We start from the raw sequence: 19,457 nt of genomic DNA, 5'->3' as shown, positions 1-19,457 counted from the left end.
GTATAGACAAATAAACCGTCGCGGAGACGTTGAGGATGCGCTTCGACCGGCTCTGGATCAATGCGCGGATCGCGACCATGGCTGCCGGCGCGCCGCCCCTCTGCCCCGGCGCGCTCGGCGCGCGCAACGGCCGCATCGCCTGGCTCGGGCCGATGGCGGCGCTGCCGACGCACGAGGCGACCGAGACGATCGATTGCGGCGGGCGCTGGATGCTGCCTGGCCTCGTCGATTGCCACACCCATCTCGTGTTCGGCGGCGACCGTTCGCGCGAGTTCGAATTGCGGCTCGAAGGCGCGAGCTACGAGGCGATCGCGCGCGCGGGCGGCGGCATTCTCGCGACGGTGCGGGCGACGCGGGCGGCGGACGAGGCCGCGCTTGTCGCCTCCGCCCTGCCCCGGCTGGACCGGCTCCTCGCCGAGGGCGTCACCACGATCGAGATCAAGTCCGGATACGGGCTCGACCGCGACACGGAGGCGCGGATGCTGCGCGCGGCGCGGCGGCTCGGCGCCATGCGCGCGGTTGCGGTCGTCACATCCTTTCTCGGCGCGCATGCGCTGCCGCCGGAGGCGCGGGACGATCGCGCCGGCCATGTCGCGCGGCTTTGCGACGAAATCCTGCCGGCGCTGGCGGCCGAGGGGCTTGTCGATGCCGTGGACGGGTTCTGCGAGGGGATCGCCTTTACGCCGGAGGAGATCGCGCAACTCTTCGCGGCGGCCCGGCGGCTCGGGCTGCCGGTGAAGCTCCATGCCGATCAGCTCTCCGATCTCGGTGGCGCGGCGCTGGCGGCGCGGTTCGGCGCGCTCTCGGCGGACCACCTCGAATATACCGCCGAATCCGGAGTGGAGGCCATGGCGCAGGCGGGAACGGTGGCGGTGCTGCTGCCCGGCGCCTTCTATGTCCTGCGCGAGACGCAGCTGCCGCCGGTGGCAGCCTTTCGCCGGCACGGGGTGGGCATGGCGCTCGCGACCGATTGCAATCCCGGTTCCTCGCCGCTGACCTCGCTGCTGCTGGCGATGAACATGGGCGCGACCCTGTTCCGGCTCACCGTCGCCGAATGCCTCGCCGGGGTGACGCGCGAGGCGGCGCGCGCGCTGGGCCGGCTCGCCGAGATCGGTACGCTCGAACCCGGCAAGGCCTGCGACCTCACCCTGTGGGATATCGAGGCGCCGGCCGAACTCGTCTACCGCATCGGGTTCAACCCGCTCCATTCCCGCGTCTTCCGAGGCCAGCCATGCTGATCCTGAATCCAGGCCATGTGCCGCTCGCGCATTGGCGCGCGATCCTCGCCGGGGCGCCGGCTGCGCTCGCCGCCGAGGCCCGTCCGGCCGTGGCCGCGAGTGCCGCGGCGGTGCGGGCGATCGTCGCGCGCGGCGATCCGGTCTACGGCATCAATACCGGGTTCGGGAAACTCGCGAGCGTGCGGATCCCGGCCGAGGATCTCGCGACCCTCCAGCGCAACATCGTGCTGAGCCACGCCGCCGGAACCGGCGAGCCGGTGCCCCGCGCCGTCGTGCGCCTGATGATGGCGCTGAAGCTCGCGAGCCTCGGACGCGGCGCATCGGGCGTGCGTCCCGAAACCGTGGAGATGCTCGAAGCGATGCTCGCGGCCGATCTGCTGCCGGTGGTGCCCGGCCAGGGCTCGGTCGGTGCCTCGGGCGATCTCGCGCCGCTTGCGCATCTGACGGCGGCGATGCTGGGCGTCGGCGCCATCGACATGCCGGACGGGCGGGTGCCGGCGGCGGCGGCCCTGGCGCAAGCGGGGCTCGCGCCGCTCGCGCTCGAAGCCAAGGAGGGGCTGGCGCTGCTCAACGGCACGCAATTCTCCACCGCCCTTGCGCTTTCCGGACTGTTCGAGGCGGAGGATGCGCTGCGCTCGGCGCTCGTCACCGGCGCGCTGACCACGGATGCCGCGCGCGGTTCGGACACGCCCTTCGATCCGCGCATCCACGCGCTGCGCGGCCATCGCGGCCAGATCGAGACGGCAGCGGCGCTGGGGCGGCTGATGGCGGGCTCGCCGCTGCGCGCCTCGCATCTTACGGGCGACGACCGCGTCCAGGACCCCTATTGCCTGCGCTGTCAGCCGCAGGTGATGGGCGCCTGCCTCGACCTTCTCCGTCAGGCGGCGGCGACGCTCGATACCGAGGCGAACGGTGTTTCCGACAATCCGCTGATCGTCGCGGAAACCGGCGAGGCGCTCTCCGGCGGGAATTTCCACGCCGAGCCGGTGGCCTTCGCCGCCGACATGCTCGCGCTGGCCCTGTGCGAGATCGGCGCCCTCGCCGAGCGGCGGATCGCAATGCTGGTCGATCCTGCGCTGTCCGGGCTGCCGGCCTTCCTGACGCCGAGGCCGGGGCTCAATTCCGGGTTCATGATCCCGCAGGTGACGGCCGCCGCGCTGGTCTCCGAAAACCGGCAGATGGCCTACCCGGCGAGTGTCGATTCAATCCCCACCTCCGCCAATCAGGAGGATCATGTCTCGATGGCCGCTCATGGCGCGCGCCGCCTCCTCGCCATGGCGGCGAATGTCCGCGCCGTGATCGCGATCGAAGCGCTCGCCGCGGCGCAGGCGCTCGAATTCCGGCGGCCGCTGCGCTCGTCGGCGGCGCTGGAGTCGGTTCACGCCGCGATCCGGAATGCGGTGCCGCGCCTCGACGAGGACCGGCATTTCCACCCCGATATCGCGGCCGCGCTAGCGCTCGTCGCGGCACGCGGGCTGATCGAGGCCACCGGCCTGCCGCTTCCGGGACTCGGAGAGATTCCATGAACACGCTGCCGGACTGGCTCGAACTCCGCCGCGCGGGCGGACCGCTGATCGTCTCGATCCCCCATACCGGGACCGAAATCCCGCCGGAGATCGAGGCCCGCCTCGTCTCGCCCTGGCGCGCGCGCAAGGACACGGATTGGTGGATCGAGACGCTCTACGATTTCGCCGAGGATCTCGGCGGGACGATCCTCCGGACGCGGATCTCGCGCAGCGTGATCGATGTCAACCGCGATCCTTCCGGCGCCTCGCTCTATCCCGGCCAGGCGACGACCGAACTCTGCCCGACCACCACCTTCGACGGCGAACCGCTCTATCGCGCCGGCGCGGAACCCGATGCAGACGAGATCGCCCTCCGGCGCGCAACCTGGTTCGACCCCTATCATGCCGCGCTCGCCGGCGAGATCGCGCGGCTGCGGGCGCGCCATCCGCGCATCGTGCTCTATGATTGCCATTCGATCCGCTCGGTGATCCCGCGGCTGTTCGAGGGCGAATTGCCGGTCTTCAATATCGGCACCCATTCCGGCGCGTCCTGCGATCCGGCGCTGACGGCCCGGATCGAGGCGATCGCCGACCGCTCCGGGATGAGCCGCGTCACCAATGGCCGCTTCCGCGGCGGCTACATCACCCGGCATTATGGTAACCCGGCAAGCGGCCTGCACGCCGTGCAGATGGAACTCGCCTGCCGGGGCTACATGCCGGAACGCCCCGGCCCGGTTGCAGAGGCGGATTGGCCGCCGCCCTTCGATCCCGCCCATGCCGCCCCGGTCCGCGCCGTTCTCGCCGGCATCTTCCAGACCTGCATCGCTTTTGCCAGAGGCTGACGCTCATGTCCCGCATCGACAATGCCCGCATCATCCGCGCCCCGCGCGGCCCCGACCTCTCGGCGAAGACCTGGCTCACCGAGGCGCCCCTGCGGATGCTGATGAACAATCTCGATCCCGATGTCGCCGAGAAGCCCGGCGAGCTGGTCGTCTATGGCGGCATCGGCCGCGCGGCGCGCGACTGGGAGAGCTTCGACCGCATCGTCGCGGCGCTGCGGCGGCTCGAAGAGGACGAGACATTGCTCGTGCAATCCGGCAAGCCGGTCGGAGTGTTCCGCACCCAGCCGGATGCGCCGCGGGTGCTGATCGCCAATTCGAACCTCGTGCCGCGCTGGGCGACCTGGGAGCATTTCAACGCCCTCGATCGCAAGGGGCTGATGATGTATGGCCAGATGACGGCCGGCTCCTGGATCTATATCGGCACGCAGGGAATCGTCCAGGGCACCTACGAAACCTTCGTCGAGATGGGCCGGCAGCATTACGGCGGCGATCTTTCCGGCCGCTGGATCCTCACCGCCGGGCTCGGCGGCATGGGCGGGGCGCAGCCGCTCGCGGCGACGATGGCCGGGGCGAGCATGCTCGCGGTAGAATGCCGCCCCTCCTCGATCGAGTTCCGGCTCAGGACCGGCTATCTCGACCTTGAGGCGCCGGATCTCGACCAGGCGCTTGCGATCATCGAGACATCCTGCCGCGAGCGGAAGCCGGTTTCGGTCGGACTTCTCGGCAATGCGGCGGAGATCTTCCCCGAACTCGTGCGGCGCGGCATCCGCCCCGATTGCGTGACCGACCAGACCTCGGCGCATGATCCGGTGAACGGCTATCTCCCGAAGGGCTGGACGCTGGCCGAATGGGAGGCGAAGCAGCAATCCGACCCGGCCGCCGTGACGCGCGCCGCCAAGCAATCCATGGCGGGGCATGTCCGCGCCATGCTGGACTTCCACCGGATGGGGGTGCCGACGGTCGATTACGGCAACAATATCCGACAGATGGCGCTCGACGAAGGCGTGGCGGACGCCTTCGCCTTTCCCGGCTTCGTGCCGGCCTATATCCGCCCGCTCTTCTGCCGTGGCATCGGCCCGTTCCGCTGGTGCGCGCTCTCGGGCGACCCGGAGGATATCCACCGCACCGATGCCAGGGTCAAGGAACTGATCCCCGACAATCCGCATCTCCACACCTGGCTCGACATGGCGCAGAAGCGCATCCGCTTCCAGGGCCTGCCGGCGCGCATCTGCTGGGTGGGGCTCGGCGACCGCCACCGGCTCGGGCTCGCCTTCAACGAGATGGTGGCGCGGGGCGAACTCAAGGCGCCGATCGTCATCGGCCGCGATCACCTCGATTCCGGTTCGGTCGCCTCGCCCAACCGCGAGACCGAGGCGATGATGGACGGGTCAGACGCGGTGTCGGACTGGCCGCTGCTCAATGCGCTGCTCAACTGCGCCTCCGGCGCCACCTGGGTGTCGCTCCATCACGGCGGCGGGGTCGGCATGGGCTATTCGCAGCATGCCGGCATGGTGATCGTCGCCGACGGCACCGAGGCGGCCGCGCGGCGCATCGCCCGCGTGCTCTGGAACGACCCGGCGACCGGCGTGATGCGCCATGCCGATGCCGGCTATGCGATCGCGCGCGAATGCGCGCGGGATCAGGGGCTCGACCTGCCGGGGATTCTCTGAAGCGGTTGCCACCCGCGCCGGAACGGCCTAACCCGGCATACCGGCCATGCATGCGGAAGAGGTCAGGATGCCTGTCGAACCCGATTCCCGGATCGTCTATTGCCGCGGCCGCTTCGTGCCGATCGCCGAAGCCGCGGTACCGATCATGGATCGCGGCTTCCTGTTCGCCGACGGCATCTACGAGGTGACGGCGGTGCTCGGCGGCCGGCTAGTCGACAACGTCCCGCATCTCGAACGGCTCGACCGCTCGCTCGGCGCGATCGGGATCCGCAACCCGCTGAGCCTCGCCAGCTGGACGGAGATCCAGCGCGAGCTGATCCGCCGCAACGCGCTTGACGAAGGCGCGATCTATATCGAGGTGACGCGCGGGGTTCATGAGCGCGAATTCACCTGCCCGCCGGATCTCGAACCGACAATCGTCGCCTTCACCCAGGCGCGGGCGCTCGGCGCCAATCCGCTCGCCGAGACCGGGGTAGCGGTGATCACCCTGCCCGATCTGCGCTGGAAGCGCCGCGACATCAAGTCGGTGGCGCTGCTGCCGCAGGTGCTCGCGAAATTCGCCGCACGCGAGGCCGGTGTCGCCGAGGCCTGGATGGTCGAGGACGGATTCGTGACCGAAGGCGCCTCCTCCACCGCCTTCATCGTCACCGAGGCGGACGAGATCGTCACCCGCCCGCTCTCGAACGCGGTCCTGCCCGGCATCACGCGGCGCAGCGTGATGCGGCTCGCCGAGGCGCACGGGCTGCGGATCGTCGAGCGCCCCTTCTCGCCCGAGGAAGCGCTGGCCGCGCGCGAGGCGTTCTACACCTCGGCCTCCGCCTTCGTGATGCCGATCATCCGCATCGACGACCAGATGATCGGCGGCGGCCAGCCGGGGCCGCTGGCGCGCGCATTGCGGCGACTTTATCTCGATATGGCGGCGCGCGAAGCCGTCTAGCTTGCCGTGGCCGCGCCGGCAGCGTTGCCTCAGGCAGCCTCCGCCTGACGCGCGGCATGCGTCTCGGCGGCATGGGCGAGCGTGTCGCGGAACTGCTGGATCGAGGCTTCCCAGGAATAGCGCGCGGCGAGATCGAGGCAGGCCTCGCGCGGGATCGTGAGGCATTCGAGCGCGGCGGCGCGCAGATCCTCCGACAGCACCCCGGCGCCGGTTCCGGCCAGAATGTCCTTCGGCCCCATCACGGGATAGGCTGCGACCGGCAGGCCCGAGGCCAGCGCCTCGAGGATCACGACGCCGAACGTGTCGGTCACGCTGGGAAAGACGAAGACATCGGCCTGCGCGTAGAGATCGGCAAGCTCCTGCCCGGTGCGCGCGCCGAGGAAGACGACGCCGGGATAGCGGGATTCGAGGGCGGCGCGCTGCGGCCCGTCACCGATCACCACCTTGGTTCCCGGCAAATCGAGCGCCAGGAACGCCTCGAGATTCTTCTCGACAGCAACGCGCCCGACATTGAGGAAGATCGGCCGCGGCCAATCGACCGTCGAGGCGATGCGCGGCCGGTAGAGCCGGAGATCGACCCCGCGGGACCACGGCATCAGGTTGCGGAAGCCGCGGGCGCGCAGATCCGCCTCCAGCGAGGCGGTCGAGACCAGAACGGCATCCGCCGCGCCGTGGAACCGGCGCAGCATCGCATAGGAAAGCGCGACCGGGACCGGGGCCCGCGCCCGCAGATATTCGGGAAAGCGGGTATGATAGCTCGTCGTCAGCGGCGTGTTGGACTGGAGGGAGGCGCGGCGCGCGGCGAAGCCGATCGGCCCCTCGGTCGCGACATGCACGACATCCGGCCGAAAGGCGGCGATCCGCTCGGCCAGCGCCGAGGCGCGCGCCAAGGCGAGCCGGATCTCCGGATAGCCCGGCATCGGCAGGGTGGGAAATTCGTCGGGCGTGACGAAGCGCGTCTCCATGCCGAGCGGCACGGCAAGGGCGCGCACCTGCTGCAGCGTGCGGACGACGCCGTTGATCTGCGGCTCCCAGGCGTCGGTGGCGACAAGAACGCGCATCAGGCGGCCCGCGGCTGGGGAATGCCGCGCACCAGCGGGGTGCCGGCGGCGGCTTCCGCGCGCAGGATGTCCGCGAAGCGCAGGATGCGCAAGGTGCCGTCGAAATCCTCGACCAGCGCCGTGCAGCTCTCGACCCAATCCCCGGTATTGAGATAGCGCACGCCTTCGATCTGCCGGTCGGAGGCGTGGTGGATATGGCCGCAGATCACGCCATAGGCGCCGGCCTTGCGCGCCTCCTCGGAGAGCACTGCCTCGAATCGGCCGATGAAATTGACCGCGTTCTTCACCTTGAGCTTGGCCCAGGCGGAAAGCGACCAATAGGGCAGCCCGAAGCGGCGGCGGACGCGGTTGACGATGCTGTTCGACCAGAGCGCGACCTCGTAGGCCCAATCTCCGAGCAGCGCCAGCCAGCGCGCATGCGCGACCACGACGTCGAACTGGTCGCCATGCAGGACGAGATAATCGCGGCCGTCGGCGGTACGGTGGATCGCGCGGTCGGCGATCTCGATATCGCCGAAGGTGAGGCCGAGATAATCACGCAGGAATTCGTCGTGGTTGCCCGGCAGGTAGATCAGCCGCGCGCCCTTGCGGACGCGGCGCAGCAGCTTCTGCACCACGTCGTTCTGGATCTGGGGCCAGTACCAGCCGTTCTTCAGCCGCCAGCCATCGACGATGTCGCCGACGAGATAGATGGTGTCGGCGTCATAGCGGCGGATGAATTCGAGCAGCATCTCCGCCTGGCAGCCCGGCGTGCCGAGATGCAGATCCGAGATGAAGAGCGTCCTGACCCGCGTCGAATCGGTGTCGGCCATCGGGGCACCTCCTGCGGCCCGCGATGCCACGCGCGTGTATCATTCCAATGACAACGATGACGAACGGCCCGAATGGATGAGGAAAAAATCCCTCTCGCTCGGCTTTCCAGAGCCGGGGCGGCGCCCGGAACCCTGACTCGGGGCCGATCAGTGCTATTGTTCGCGCCCTGGACGGAATGGTCCGGTGCGGCGGGCGAAGGCGCCATGTCGGTCAAGCGGTTCTCGCAGGCGCCGACCAATTGCGGATTGCACCGCGGGAAGCACCATACGACCGGGCGGGCGGTGTTCGAGGGGGTGCGGCTTCTGTCAAGCATGGCGCCTTGAGGTTCCTGAAACCGCGATTTTGGGGTCTTGAGGCCCCAAGTCTTGAATTGTTAGGAATTCTCTGTTAGGCGTCTCAAGATGCCGAAATTTCCGTTTATGGAGCCTTGAGGCGCCATGACTGCCCGCAATCCCTTGCTTGCCGCACCACCCTATGAGGTCGAGCAGGCGCTGAAGACCCTCGGCGCGAATATCCGCACGGCGCGGCTGCGGCGCAATCTCTCCATTGCCGAGGTTGCAGCCAAGATCGGCGTTGACCGGCATGTGATCGGTGATGCCGAACGCGGCAAACCGTCTACGGGGATCGCCATCTATGCCGGGCTGCTCTGGGCCATGGGGCTGGCCGATCAGCTGGGCCGCGTCGCCGATCCGCTGAGCGACGAGGAGGGCCTGACGCTGGCCAAGGCGCAGGGCCGCGACAAGGCCGGCGGCCGGAAGGCGCTCGACAATGATTTCTGACGCATCGGCCCCGAAAGTGGAACCCGGTTTCGGGAACAAGCCGATGCGCAAAGCAACGTCAACAGGGGCGGATGAGTGCTTCGTCTATGTCACGCTGCCGGGTGAGACCGAGGCGATCACCGCCGGACGCTATGTGCGCGAAACGAACCGGCAAGGCGTCACCACCGGGCGCTTTGTCTATGGCCGAAGCTATCTCGCCCGTGCCGATGCTGTTGAGATCGATCCGGCAGAACTGAAGCTCGGCGCGCGCACCTATGAAACGGTGCGGATGAAGGGCTTGTTCGGCGCGTTGCGGGATGCCGGCCCGGACTATTGGGGGCGCCGCGTCATCGAGAAGCACGCCGGGCTGGCCGAACTTGGCGAACTCGACTACCTCCTTCATTCGCCCGACGACCGCGCGGGAGCACTCGGTTTCGGCCTGGGACAAGCGCCACCTGCACCCGTGCGCGTCTTCAACCGCACGCTCGATCTCGCCCGTCTTCAGGAGATCGCCGACCGGCTGGTGAACGACGAGCCGCGTGCCACGGACACCGAGGCGGCGCAGGTGGAAGAGTTGCTGCGGCTTGGCACCTCGATGGGTGGCGCGCGGCCGAAGGCCGTTGTCGAGGATGCGGACGGGCTCTGGCTCGCCAAGTTCAACCGCGCCGACGACAAGTGGAACATGGCGCGGGTTGAGCATGCCATGCTCCTGCTGGCGCGCGCTTGCGGCCTTCTCACCGCAACAAGCCGTATCGACACCATCGGCGACCGGGATGTGCTGCTGGTCAAGCGCTTCGATCGCGAGAAGGTCGCCAAGGGTTACACGCGCGCCCGCATGGTAAGCGCCCTCACGCTGCTACGCGTAGACGAAACCCAGCGCGAGCGCTGGTCCTATGTCGTGCTGGCAGAGGAATTGCGTCGGATCAGCGCCGACCCGAAGCGTGATGCGGCCGAACTCTTCCGGCGCATGCTGTTCAACGCCCTGATCTCGAACATTGACGATCACCCGCGCAATCACGCCGTGATCGCACCGCAGCGCGAATGGCGGCTTTCACCAGCCTATGATCTCACGCCGTCCGTGCCGGTCAGCACCGATCGTCGTGACCTTGCGATGGCGGCGGGCGATCTTGGCCGCTGGGCCAATGCCCGCAACATGCTGAGCCAGGCGCCACGCTTTCTCCTCGATCCTGCCGAGGCCAGCGCCATGGTCGACGCCATGGAGGGGGCCGTCAAAGGCGGCTGGCATGCGATTGCGCGCGGCGCTGGCGTGTCCGAGCCGGATTGCGCGACCATCGCCAATGCCTTCGCCTATCCCGGCTTTCGCCTGTAGAAGCCCGAAGGGTTGTGAAGCCGTGTTCCGGTTAAGCCGTATCGCGCGCGAAGTGAGAGCCAAGCAAAAGACCACTTCGAAACCCTTCGCCTGCTTGAACCTATGCGGGCGGCGGCAGCGCGATCCATCCAGCGGCAAAGGTACGAACTAGGTTCGCACCCCGGTTAGCGCGGTATCAGTCTGCGAAGGGATCAAGGATCGCGACGCCTGCTGAGTTTTCTCGTATCGAACTGCCGATGAAACGATGGCGAACTCACCGCCACCTTCCGGCAACTATTTGATATCCTTGCGGAAGCCGTTGCCACACCCATCCCGGTGAGAACCCCTGAGGGCGTCATTCCGGCGAAAAATAGGATCTGGCTGGGGGACCTGGATTCGAACCAAGACTAACGGAGTCAGAGTCCGCTGTTCTACCGTTAAACTATCCCCCACGAAAACCGCTATCCGATCAATAGGTTGCCGATGATCGCCGGCGCGGGAACGGTGCCGTTTCCGAGGAAGCGCGTTCTTGCAGCATTCCGCCCGCGAAGTCAACCGCCGCGCGTCGGCCCGGCATCGGGCTTGCGGATGCGACGAGAGCGCGCGGCTTTGCGCGCCGGGACGGGCAATCCTGTTTCGAAACGGCACAGTTTCGGCTTGCGTCCCGGCGGAAGTCGCCCTCTTTTAGGATTTGATTTACCCTCGCGCGCTGCCGGCGCCGGGGCGTCTGGGAGTTGCGTCGCGTCATGCCGCCAGCCATGTCACTGATTCGGGTCCGGGGCGGCGCGTTGCGCCAGGTTCGGGAGGGAGCGCCGCGCCGGGCGATGATCGCGGCGCTCGGCCTGCTGATCGCGGGGAGCAGCGGCGCGATCCTCGTCCAGGCGGCGGAAAGCCCGCATGTCCGGGCGCATATCGTGCAGTTCAACCGGCCGATCCGCCAGCAGGTGGAATATCACCTGCCGCGCGAGATGCTCCGCCTCGCGCCGCTCCGCCGCGAGGAGCGGATGCCTGTCCATCATGCGCCGGGCGCCGGCCGGGCCATCGAGACCTCGCCGCCGGCCGCGCGGACGGCGATCGTCAGACCGCCGGTTGCCAGGGCAGCCGCCATCAAGCCCAATCTCCAGAAACGTGCGGAAGGCGCGATCCGGGCCCGGCATGCGCTGATCCGGCGCGGCATGCCCGCGACAACGCCGTACTGCGTGCGGCTGTGTGACGGTTTCGCCTTCCCGCTCGGCGCGGTCGGGGCGAGCCTGCGCGCGCAGGAAGCGGCGTGCCGCAATTCCTGCCCCGGCGCCGAGACCGCGCTCTATTCCCTGCCCGCCGGCGCCCGCGATCTCGACCAGCTCCGGCAGGGCACCGCGCGCTACACCGCACTCGCCTCGGCATTCCGCTACCGGGAACATCTGAACCCTGCCTGCGCGTGCCACCCGGTCGGCGCGACGCAATCCTCCGCCGCGCTGCTCGCGGATCCGAGCCTCCGGCGCGGCGATCTCGTGATGACGCGGATCGGCATGCGGCATTTCGACGGATCGGCGCGCTTCCCCTACCCCGCAGCAGCATTCTCGGACGCGCTGCCCCGGGTGCCGAAGCGTGAGATCGCCATCGTGCGCGCGCTGGAAATGGCCTCGGTTCGCGGCATGCTCGCCGAGGAGGCCGCCCCGCGCACCCGCGCCCGCGTGATCGCCGGGCTCAAGGCGGAGGCCGCCCGCGCCGAAACCCTCCATCACGCGGCGCGCGGCAGCGCTGCGCCAGGCTTCGCGGCATTGAGCGCGCGGGAGGCGCGCGCACCCACGATCCTGCCGGTGGTTCGTCGCGCCCCGGGGCTTGTCGCGCTGAACTGAACCGCGCCGGCCTGCGACCGGAAGCCGCGCGCCGAGGACGCGCGAGCGCCTCCGCTGCAATCTCCGTACGAGATCAGGACCTTCAGGGTCAAATTCAGATCGATTCCAGAATATCTGCTTTCTGGAATAATTCCAACATACTGTTTTTCCTTGTCTTTTCTCTTGACGCCTCGGCTGCGCGCCGGAAAGAGAGAAGCATTCGGCACGATGCCGGGTGGCCGCGGGCCTTGCACCCGCGCGAAGGAGGACAGCAATGGCAATTCGTTTCCCGATCCGGGCAGGTCTCGCAGCCGGCGCCCTTGCGCTCGCCGGCGCCGCGGCGCAGGCCGCCGAGGTCAATCTCTACACGCATCGCGAACCGGGATTGATCAAGCCGATCCTCGACCAGTTCACGGCCGAGACCGGCATCAAGGTCAATGTCGTCTTCGCCGCCTCGGGGCTCGCCGAGCGCATCCAGTCCGAGGGCGAGCGCGGCCCGGCCGATCTGCTGCTCTCCGTCGATGTCTCGACGCTGACGCAGGCGGTGGCGCTCGGGATCACGCAGCCGATCGTCACGCCGGCGCTGGCGCAGGCGGTGCCGGTGCCGCTGCGCGCGGCGGACGGCTCCTGGGTCGGCGTCTCGATGCGCGCCCGCGTCATCTATGCTTCGAAGGACCGCGTGAAGGATGCGGCGCTGAGCTACGAGGATCTCGCGGATCCGCGCTTCAAGGGCAGGCTCTGCACCCGGCCGGGCACTCATGCCTACAATACCGGGCTCGTTGCGGCGGCAATCGCGCATATGGGCGCCGACAAGGCAGAGACCTGGCTCAAGGGCCTGCGCGCCAATCTCGCCAAGAAGCCGGCCGGCGGCGATCGCGACGTCGCCAAGGATATCGCGGCCGGGACCTGCGATATCGGCGTCGCCAACACCTATTATTACGGCCTGATGCAGAAGGATCCGAACCAGAAGGCCTGGGCCGATGCGGTGCGGGTCATCCTGCCGAAATTCAAGGATGGCGGCACGCATGTGAACATTTCCGGCCTGGTTCTGACCAAGACCGCGAAGAACAAGGCCGAGGCGCTCAAACTCGCCGAATGGCTGGTCGGCAAGCGCGCGCAGGAGGCATATTCGGCCAAGAACTTCGAATATCCGGTGGTCAGTAAGGTGGCGGTCGAGCCGATCATCGACGGGTTCGGGAAGCTCGCCATCGATAGCGTTCCGCTCGACACCATCGCCAAGAACCGCAAGGCGGCGTCGGAACTCGTCGAGAAGGTCGGCTACGATCTCGGCCCGCAGAGCTGAGCCGATCTCATGCACGGCACGCCGATGCCGATCGGGGCGGCCCTGCGGCCGTCCCGGCCGAGGCCCCTGCCCTGGCTCGTCGCGAGCCTGGTGCTGGGGCTGTTCGTGCTCGCGCCGGCGACCGGCTTCCTGAGCCTGATGGCCGGGCCCGCTGGCGCGGCGCTGCTCTCCCCCACCCAGCTCAACGCCCTGCGGGAGACCGGGCTGCTGCTCGCGGGAATCGCGCTTCTTGCCGGCACGATGGGGGCCGTCTCGGCCTGGCTGGTGGCGATCTACGATTTTCCGCTGCGCCGCCTCGTCGAGGTCCTGCTCGTGCTGCCCTTGGCGCTGCCAACCTATCTCGCGGCCTTCATCGCGGTCGATCTTCTCGATTTCTTCGGGCCCGTCCAGGGGCTCTGGCGCGCGCTGACCGGCGCCCGCAGCCTCGCGGAATACCGGTTTCCCGAAATCCGCTCGCTGCCCGGCGCGGTGCTCGTGATGGCGCTGGTGCTCGCGCCGTATGTTTACGTGCCCTGCCGGCTCGTCTTCCTGCATTCCGGCCGGTCGGTGATCGATGCCGCGCGGCTGCTCGGCGCCCGCGGCCCGGCGCTGTTCCTGCGGGTCGGGCTGCCGGTTGCGCGCCCGGCGATCCTGGCCGGATTGCTGCTTGCGCTGCTCGAAACCATCAACGATGTCGGCGCCACCGAGCATCTCGGGGTTTCGAGCCTGTCGGTCGCGATCCGTGATATCTGGCTGAACCGCTCTGATCTGCCGGGCGCGGCGCGGCTCGCGGGGCTGCTCGTGCTGCTGGCGGCGCTGCTGGCGCTCGCGGGGCGCGCGGCGCGGCCCGGCAATGTCGCTCCGCCGCGCGGCGCCGCGATGCCGCGGCCGATCCGCCTCTCCGGCCCAGCGGCCTTTGCCGCGCTGACGGCGGCGGGGTTGCCGGCCCTGCTCGGCTTCGTCGTTCCGGCCGGGTTCCTGATCTCGCGGGCAATACTCTATGCCGGCCGGCAATCGCTCGACCCGGATTTCCTGGCGGCCGCGGCGTCGAGCGCGATGCTTGGCGCCGGCGTGGCGCTGGCGGTGGCGCTGCTCGCGGGGGCGGTTGCGATCGCCGCGCGGCTGGCGCCGGGCCTTGCGCCGGCCCTGCGGCTGACGGCGGCGGGCTATGCCGTTCCCGGCACGGTGCTGGTGCTGGCGCTGTTACCGGTGCTGCGCTTCGCCGATGACGCGCTGGAGCGGATCGGGGCGGGGCCGCTTTTCGCCGGCACCGCCGCCGCGCTGGGCCTCGCGCTCACGATCCGCTTCCTCGGCATCGGAACCGGTCAGGCGACGCTGGCGCTGGCGCGCCTGCCGCGCTCGATCGATTGGGTGGGGCGTGTCCACGGCATGCGCGATCCCGCGCTCGCGGTGAAGGTGCATCTGCCGGCGATGCGACCGGGGCTGGCGCTCGGCGCCATCCTGGTCTTCATCGACACGGTCAAGGAATTGCCGGCGACGCTGCTGCTGCGGCCGCTGAATTTCGAGACGCTGGCGACGCGCGCCTATGGCCAGGCAAGCGCCGGCACCTTCGAGCATGCCGCGCTGGATTCGCTTGCGATCCTGCTGCTTTCGGGGCTCGCGGCAACCCTGCTGATCCGGCGGCCATGACGCGCCGGTATGGTGGTCTGGGGCCTAGGCAAGGCCATGCCTTTCCCCTAAACAGGCCGCGTTCGGTTCATCTGGGGATCTTTCATGCGCAAGGTCTATAAGGACGCGAAGAGCGCCCTCGCCGGTCTTCTCAAGGACGACATGACGATCATGGCCGGCGGCTTCGGGCTGTGCGGCGTCGCCGAGACCCTGGTCGAGGCGATCAAGGAATCGGGCGTGAAGGGCCTGACGGTGATTTCCAACAATGCCGGCGTCGATGGCATCCATCTCGGCAAGCTGCTGGAGACACGGCAGATCCGCAAGATGATCTCGTCCTATGTCGGCGAAAACAAGATCTTCGCCCAGCAATATCTCGCGGGCGAACTCGAACTCGAATTCAACCCGCAGGGCACCTTGGCCGAGCGCATCCGCGCTGGCGGCGCCGGCATCCCCGCCTTCTTCACGGCCACCGGCGTCGGCACCGTGATCGCCGAGGGCAAGGAGGAGCGGGAATTTCCCGACCTGCCGCGTTTCGCCGGCCGCAAATACATCCTGGAGACCGGGCTCTGGGCCGATCTGGCGCTCGTCCATGCCTGGAAGGGCGACAGCGAGGGCAACCTGATCTACCGGAAGACCGCGCGCAACTTCAACCCGATGATGGCGACGGCCGCGACCGTCACCGTCGCGGAGGTCGAGCATCTCTTCCCGGCGGGCGAACTCGAACCCGACCAGATCCATACGCCGGGCATCTATGTGAAACGGATCGTGCATGTGCCGGATGCGCCCAAGCGCATTGAGAACCGCACCACCCGTCCCCATCCCACCCCGAATCACTGAGACCGGGAGCGTTTCACCATGGCTTGGTCCCGCGAAGAAATGGCCGCCCGCGCCGCGAAGGAGCTGAAGGACGGCTTCTACGTCAATCTCGGCATCGGAATCCCGACGCTCGTCTCGAACTTCATCCCCGACGGGATCTCGGTCGCGCTCCAGAGCGAGAACGGCATGATGGGCATAGGCCCCTTCCCCTATGAGGGCGAGGAGGATCCGGACCTGATCAATGCCGGCAAGCAGACCGTGACGGAACTGCCGATCACCTCCTATTTCTCCTCGGCCGACAGTTTCGCGATGATCCGCGGCGGACATATCGACATCTCGATCCTCGGCGCGATGCAGGTCGCCCAGAACGGCGATCTCGCCAACTGGATGATCCCCGGCAAGATGGTGAAGGGCATGGGTGGCGCGATGGATCTCGTCGCCGGCGTCAAGCGGGTCGTCGTCGTCATGGAGCACGAGGCGAAGGGCAAGGACGGCACCGCCGAATCCAAGCTGCTCAAGCGCTGCACCCTGCCGCTGACCGGCGCCGGCGTCGTCGACATGGTGATCACCGATCTCGGCGTGTTCGAGATCGACCGCAGCGGCAAGTCGCCGATGCGGCTGCTCGAATGCGCGACCGGGGTTTCGGTGGACGATATCCGGGCCCGGACCGAGGCGGATTTCGTCGTGGCGTGAGCAAGCCGGCCGTTCGCCGGCTTGCCCGCGCCCCGGCAACCGTGACATCATGATAGTGTTTGTTGCATCGCCCGAGGCCGGCACGCAGGCGCGTGCCGCAACAGGTCTGGTCGGATCGCGCCACGGGCGGCCGGCATCCGGGACGGGACGGTGATGAACGCGCCTCTGCCCCCCTCTTCGCGCCGGAACTTTCCGCGCTGGCGCTGGCCCTTGCCGCGGCTGCCGGCCGGCAGCGATCTTCGGCGCGGCGCCGGAAGGCTGGCGATCACCCTCGGCGTGATCGCGGCCGTGGCGCTCGCGGCGATGGGCGGGATCATCGCCAGCCGCGATTTCGGCGCCATGGAACGCGCGGTTCTGGCGCGGATCGAGGCGGAAACCGGCGCCCGTTTCCGATACGAGGCGCGCCGGCTCGTTGCCTGGCCCAAGCCCAAGGTGGTGTTCGAGGACGTGCGCTTTGAGGATGACGCCGCGCGGGTCGCGCTGCGCGCGCCGCAGATGGTGCTGCGTTTCGACCTCGCGGATCTGCTCGACGGCACGATTTCCGGCCCGTCCTTCACCCTGGTCCGACCCGAGATCCGGCTCGACGGCACCGATCTGCGGCTGGCCTCCGGCTCGCCGCGGGCGATGCTTGCGCCGGTCCGCGCGCTGGCGGGGCGTTTCGAGCGGATCGGCGGGCTCGACCGGCTGCGGCTCGGCATCGAGGACGCGACGATCCTGCTCGCCGGCGCCGCGCCGGATGGTGGTTTGGTCGCGCTGCACCAGGTGGATCTCGATTTCGGCGTCTCGCTGCGGCGCGCGCGGATGGAGATCAGCGCCCGCGCCGGCCGGGACGGATTCGCGATCGAGGCCGGGCTGCCGCTGCTCGGTGCCCTCGGCCAGGGCCGGGCGCGCCCCGCCAGCCTGCGCCTGACGCGCGGCGCGGCGCACCTCGCCTTCGCCGGGGCGATGCGCAACGACGCCGATATCGCGTTTTCCGGCCGGATCGAGGCGAGCCTCGATCCGCGGCTCGAGCGCGCGCTCTTCGCCGGCGCCCGGCCGCGGGCCGTTGCGGCGGAGACGATGCCCGTGGCGCTCCGGGCGCAGATGCATCTCGATCCGCGCGGGATCGGCCTCGACCAGCTCCGGATCACCCGCGGGGATCGCCATCTCAGCGGCATTGCGACCCTGCGCGAGGTGAATGGTCGCTGGTCGCTCTCCTCCACGCTCGCCGGCGATCTGGTCGATGGCAGCGCGGCCGGCGCCGTTCTTGCCGGGCTGCGGAGCGCGAAGGGAGAATGGTCCGAGGTGCCGCTGGCGCTCAACCCGGCGCCCTGGCTCGATCTCGATATCCGCCTCTCGACGGCGGAGCTGCGCCTCGGCCGGGTGCGGCTCACCCAGGCGGCCATCGCGGTGCTGACGCGCGGCAGCCGGACCGAATTCGCGATTGTCGACAGCCGCCACGGCGACGGCACGCTGAAGGCGCGCGTCGCGACGCTCGAACACGAGGGCGAGCCGGAATTGCGCCTTCATGTCGCCGGCGACCGGATCGACGCGCGTGCCTTCCTCATCGAGAGCCTCGGCTTCGACCGGGTCTCCGGCGCCGGCAGTTTCGTGCTCCAGGCGGAGGGGCGCGGGCGCAGCCCGGCGGCGATCATCCGCAGCCTCGCCGGAACCGGTCAGGTCGAGATGCGCGGCGGCGAGGTCGCCGGAATTGATCTCGCGCGCCTTCTCCAGCGCAGCGGCGACGGTGCGAGCGAGCAGGCGCTCGTGGCGGCGCTCGGCGGCCGCACGGCCTACGAGCAGATCAAGGTCAATGTCGCAATCCGCAACGGCCGCATCGAGCCGGTAGGATCCAGCTTCCTCTCGGCGCGGGTGGCGGCGACGCTCGAAGGCGCGATCGATCTCGCGCAACAGCAGGACAGGCTGATCATCCTGCTCCGGCGCCGGCAGGAGATTCTCGGGCAGAACGGGGAATTCTTCGCCTTCAGGCTCGACGGTCCGCTCTTCGCGCCGCAATTCCGGCCGGATCTCTCGCTGATCGGCAACCGCAGCTGAGCGGCGCTCAACCGGCCTCGCGCATCGCCTGGGCAATGCGCTGGCGCAGCGTTTCCGGATCGAGCAGGACCAGCGCGCCGCGGGTGCGCTCGAGCAGGTTCTCGGCCTTCATCGCGCCGAGTTCGCGCGTGATCTGCTCGCGCCGGCAGCCGACGCGGGCCGCGAGCACGTGATGCACCGGCGGCGGCGAGACGACCCGCGCCGGCGCGGCATGGGGGCGGGGCGCCGAAAGCCGCAGCAATTCCGCGTAAAGGCGGTGGCGGATGTCGAGCACGGTATGCTCGAGCAGCCGCGTGTTGAGATCGCGGACGCGGCTCGCCAGGAGCCGCAGCAGCCGCTCCGACAACACCTTCGAGGCCAGCACCATCTCGCGGAACACGCCGGCAGAAACGATGCAGATCTCGGCGCGCGTCAGCGCCGTGACATTGGCGGACCGGGGCGTGCCGTCGATGGCGGCGAGTTCGCCGAAGAAATCGCCGCCGCGCATATCGGCGAGGATAACCTCCTTGCCGCCGGCGGTGCGGATCTGGATCCGGACATCGCCGCTCGCCAGGAAATAGACATCGCTGGAGACATCCTCGAAATCGACGAGGATCTGCCCCTCCTCGACCCGCTTCCAGATGCAGCGCCGCTCGAAGGGCTTGAGATCGAGATCGGCGGCGGCCTTGAAAAACGGAATTGTCGCAAGCGATTGCATCGAAGCCCCCCGGTGACGCATGCATGCAGGCACGCTAGACGAGCGCGCCGGCGAAGGAAATGCCGAATGTCTCCCGGTTTCCCGCGTTCCGCGGCGTGCGGCAGCGCACAATGGCCGCGCCGCAATTTCCTCCGCGAGGGGCTGGACAGCCGCCGCGCCTTTCCCTAAAAGCTCGGCTCTCGCGCGGGCAAGCCCGCGCCGCCCAGGTAGCTCAGTTGGTAGAGCATGCGACTGAAAATCGCAGTGTCGGTGGTTCGATTCCGCCCCTGGGCACCATTTTATCCGGTCCCTGCCCTCTGCGTGGCCGCCCCCGGCAAGCCGCTGCATGCGCGCCGGAGCCGGGCAGGCTGACG

Annotated in this window: 16 protein-coding genes and 2 tRNA genes; 14 read left to right on the top strand and 4 right to left on the bottom strand. The window is 68.8% G+C overall.

Annotation, left to right across the window (positions count from 1 at the left end; translation table 11 throughout):
- Positions 1-35: 35 nt before the first annotated feature.
- The 5 genes from hutI (at position 36) to FWJ24_RS06610 (ending at position 6,192) form a co-directional block, all read left to right on the top strand.
- Complete coding sequence (hutI, locus tag FWJ24_RS06630) at positions 36-1,238, top strand: imidazolonepropionase (protein WP_150287029.1); 1,203 nt, start codon at positions 36-38, stop codon at positions 1,236-1,238.
- Complete coding sequence (gene hutH, locus FWJ24_RS06625; protein ID WP_150287028.1) at positions 1,232-2,764, top strand: histidine ammonia-lyase; 1,533 nt, start codon at positions 1,232-1,234, stop codon at positions 2,762-2,764. The genes hutI and hutH overlap by 7 nt, the downstream gene beginning before the upstream one ends.
- Positions 2,761-3,585 (top strand): N-formylglutamate deformylase, encoded by an 825-nt coding sequence (gene hutG, locus FWJ24_RS06620; RefSeq protein WP_150287027.1) that lies wholly within the window; start codon positions 2,761-2,763, stop codon positions 3,583-3,585. The genes hutH and hutG overlap by 4 nt, the downstream gene beginning before the upstream one ends.
- A gap of 5 nt (positions 3,586-3,590) precedes the next feature.
- Complete coding sequence (gene hutU, locus FWJ24_RS06615; RefSeq protein WP_150287026.1) at positions 3,591-5,255, top strand: urocanate hydratase; 1,665 nt, start codon at positions 3,591-3,593, stop codon at positions 5,253-5,255.
- Between the two features lie 67 nt (positions 5,256-5,322).
- Positions 5,323-6,192: a D-amino-acid transaminase gene (locus tag FWJ24_RS06610; protein WP_150287025.1), complete on the top strand. Its 870-nt coding sequence runs from the start codon at positions 5,323-5,325 to the stop codon at positions 6,190-6,192.
- Between the two features lie 29 nt (positions 6,193-6,221).
- On the opposite strand, the gene FWJ24_RS06605 is transcribed toward FWJ24_RS06610, so the two are convergent.
- Together FWJ24_RS06605 and FWJ24_RS06600 are read right to left on the bottom strand one after the other, a co-directional pair.
- Positions 6,222-7,253 (bottom strand): glycosyltransferase family 4 protein, encoded by a 1,032-nt coding sequence (locus FWJ24_RS06605; protein WP_150287024.1) that lies wholly within the window; start codon positions 7,251-7,253, stop codon positions 6,222-6,224.
- On the bottom strand, positions 7,253-8,065 hold the full coding sequence (locus tag FWJ24_RS06600) for a UDP-2,3-diacylglucosamine diphosphatase (RefSeq protein WP_150287023.1): 813 nt from the start codon (positions 8,063-8,065) through the stop codon (positions 7,253-7,255). Before FWJ24_RS06600 ends, FWJ24_RS06605 begins: the two co-directional genes overlap by 1 nt.
- Positions 8,066-8,503: 438 nt before the next feature.
- Between FWJ24_RS06600 and FWJ24_RS06595 the strand changes: the two genes are divergently transcribed.
- The gene (locus tag FWJ24_RS06595; RefSeq protein ID WP_150287022.1) at positions 8,504-8,845 is read left to right on the top strand and encodes a helix-turn-helix transcriptional regulator; all 342 of its coding nucleotides are present in this window, start codon (positions 8,504-8,506) and stop codon (positions 8,843-8,845) included.
- Positions 8,846-8,861: 16 nt separating this feature from the next.
- Positions 8,862-10,154, top strand: a complete 1,293-nt coding sequence (locus tag FWJ24_RS06590; RefSeq protein ID WP_246155586.1) for a type II toxin-antitoxin system HipA family toxin — start codon at positions 8,862-8,864, stop codon at positions 10,152-10,154.
- 357 nt (positions 10,155-10,511) lie between these two features.
- On the opposite strand, the gene FWJ24_RS06585 is transcribed toward FWJ24_RS06590, so the two are convergent.
- Positions 10,512-10,585 (bottom strand) — tRNA-Gln (locus FWJ24_RS06585).
- Positions 10,586-10,921: 336 nt separating this feature from the next.
- Here FWJ24_RS06585 and FWJ24_RS06580 point away from each other — a divergent pair.
- The 6 genes from FWJ24_RS06580 (at position 10,922) to FWJ24_RS06555 (ending at position 18,407) form a co-directional block, all read left to right on the top strand.
- Positions 10,922-11,974, top strand: a complete 1,053-nt coding sequence (locus tag FWJ24_RS06580) for a DUF2865 domain-containing protein (RefSeq protein ID WP_166443608.1) — start codon at positions 10,922-10,924, stop codon at positions 11,972-11,974.
- Positions 11,975-12,227: 253 nt separating this feature from the next.
- Positions 12,228-13,256 carry an extracellular solute-binding protein gene (locus FWJ24_RS06575; RefSeq protein ID WP_150287020.1) on the top strand — a complete coding sequence of 343 codons (1,029 nt, stop codon included), beginning with the start codon at positions 12,228-12,230 and terminating at the stop codon, positions 13,254-13,256.
- A gap of 9 nt (positions 13,257-13,265) precedes the next feature.
- A complete protein-coding gene (locus FWJ24_RS06570; protein ID WP_150287019.1) occupies positions 13,266-14,885 on the top strand; it encodes an ABC transporter permease in 1,620 nt (539 codons plus the stop codon).
- 84 nt (positions 14,886-14,969) lie between these two features.
- Complete coding sequence (locus FWJ24_RS06565) at positions 14,970-15,701, top strand: CoA transferase subunit A (RefSeq protein WP_150287018.1); 732 nt, start codon at positions 14,970-14,972, stop codon at positions 15,699-15,701.
- 18 nt (positions 15,702-15,719) lie between these two features.
- Positions 15,720-16,373 (top strand): 3-oxoacid CoA-transferase subunit B, encoded by a 654-nt coding sequence (locus FWJ24_RS06560; RefSeq protein WP_150287017.1) that lies wholly within the window; start codon positions 15,720-15,722, stop codon positions 16,371-16,373.
- Between the two features lie 153 nt (positions 16,374-16,526).
- Positions 16,527-18,407 (top strand): AsmA family protein, encoded by a 1,881-nt coding sequence (locus FWJ24_RS06555; protein WP_150287016.1) that lies wholly within the window; start codon positions 16,527-16,529, stop codon positions 18,405-18,407.
- A 7-nt stretch (positions 18,408-18,414) separates the two neighbouring features.
- Here FWJ24_RS06555 and FWJ24_RS06550 read toward each other — a convergent pair whose 3' ends face one another.
- On the bottom strand, positions 18,415-19,104 hold the full coding sequence (locus FWJ24_RS06550) for a Crp/Fnr family transcriptional regulator (protein WP_166443606.1): 690 nt from the start codon (positions 19,102-19,104) through the stop codon (positions 18,415-18,417).
- A 200-nt stretch (positions 19,105-19,304) separates the two neighbouring features.
- Between FWJ24_RS06550 and FWJ24_RS06545 the strand changes: the two genes are divergently transcribed.
- Positions 19,305-19,380 (top strand) — tRNA-Phe (locus FWJ24_RS06545).
- Positions 19,381-19,457: the final 77 nt, after the last annotated feature.

This window comes from Rhabdaerophilum calidifontis (assembly GCF_008641065.1).
GTDB classification, from domain to species: Bacteria; Pseudomonadota; Alphaproteobacteria; order Rhizobiales; family Beijerinckiaceae; genus Rhabdaerophilum; species Rhabdaerophilum calidifontis.
The sequence above is the reverse complement of the archived record's forward strand: the minus strand, read 5'-3'. Positions and strand labels throughout refer to the sequence as shown.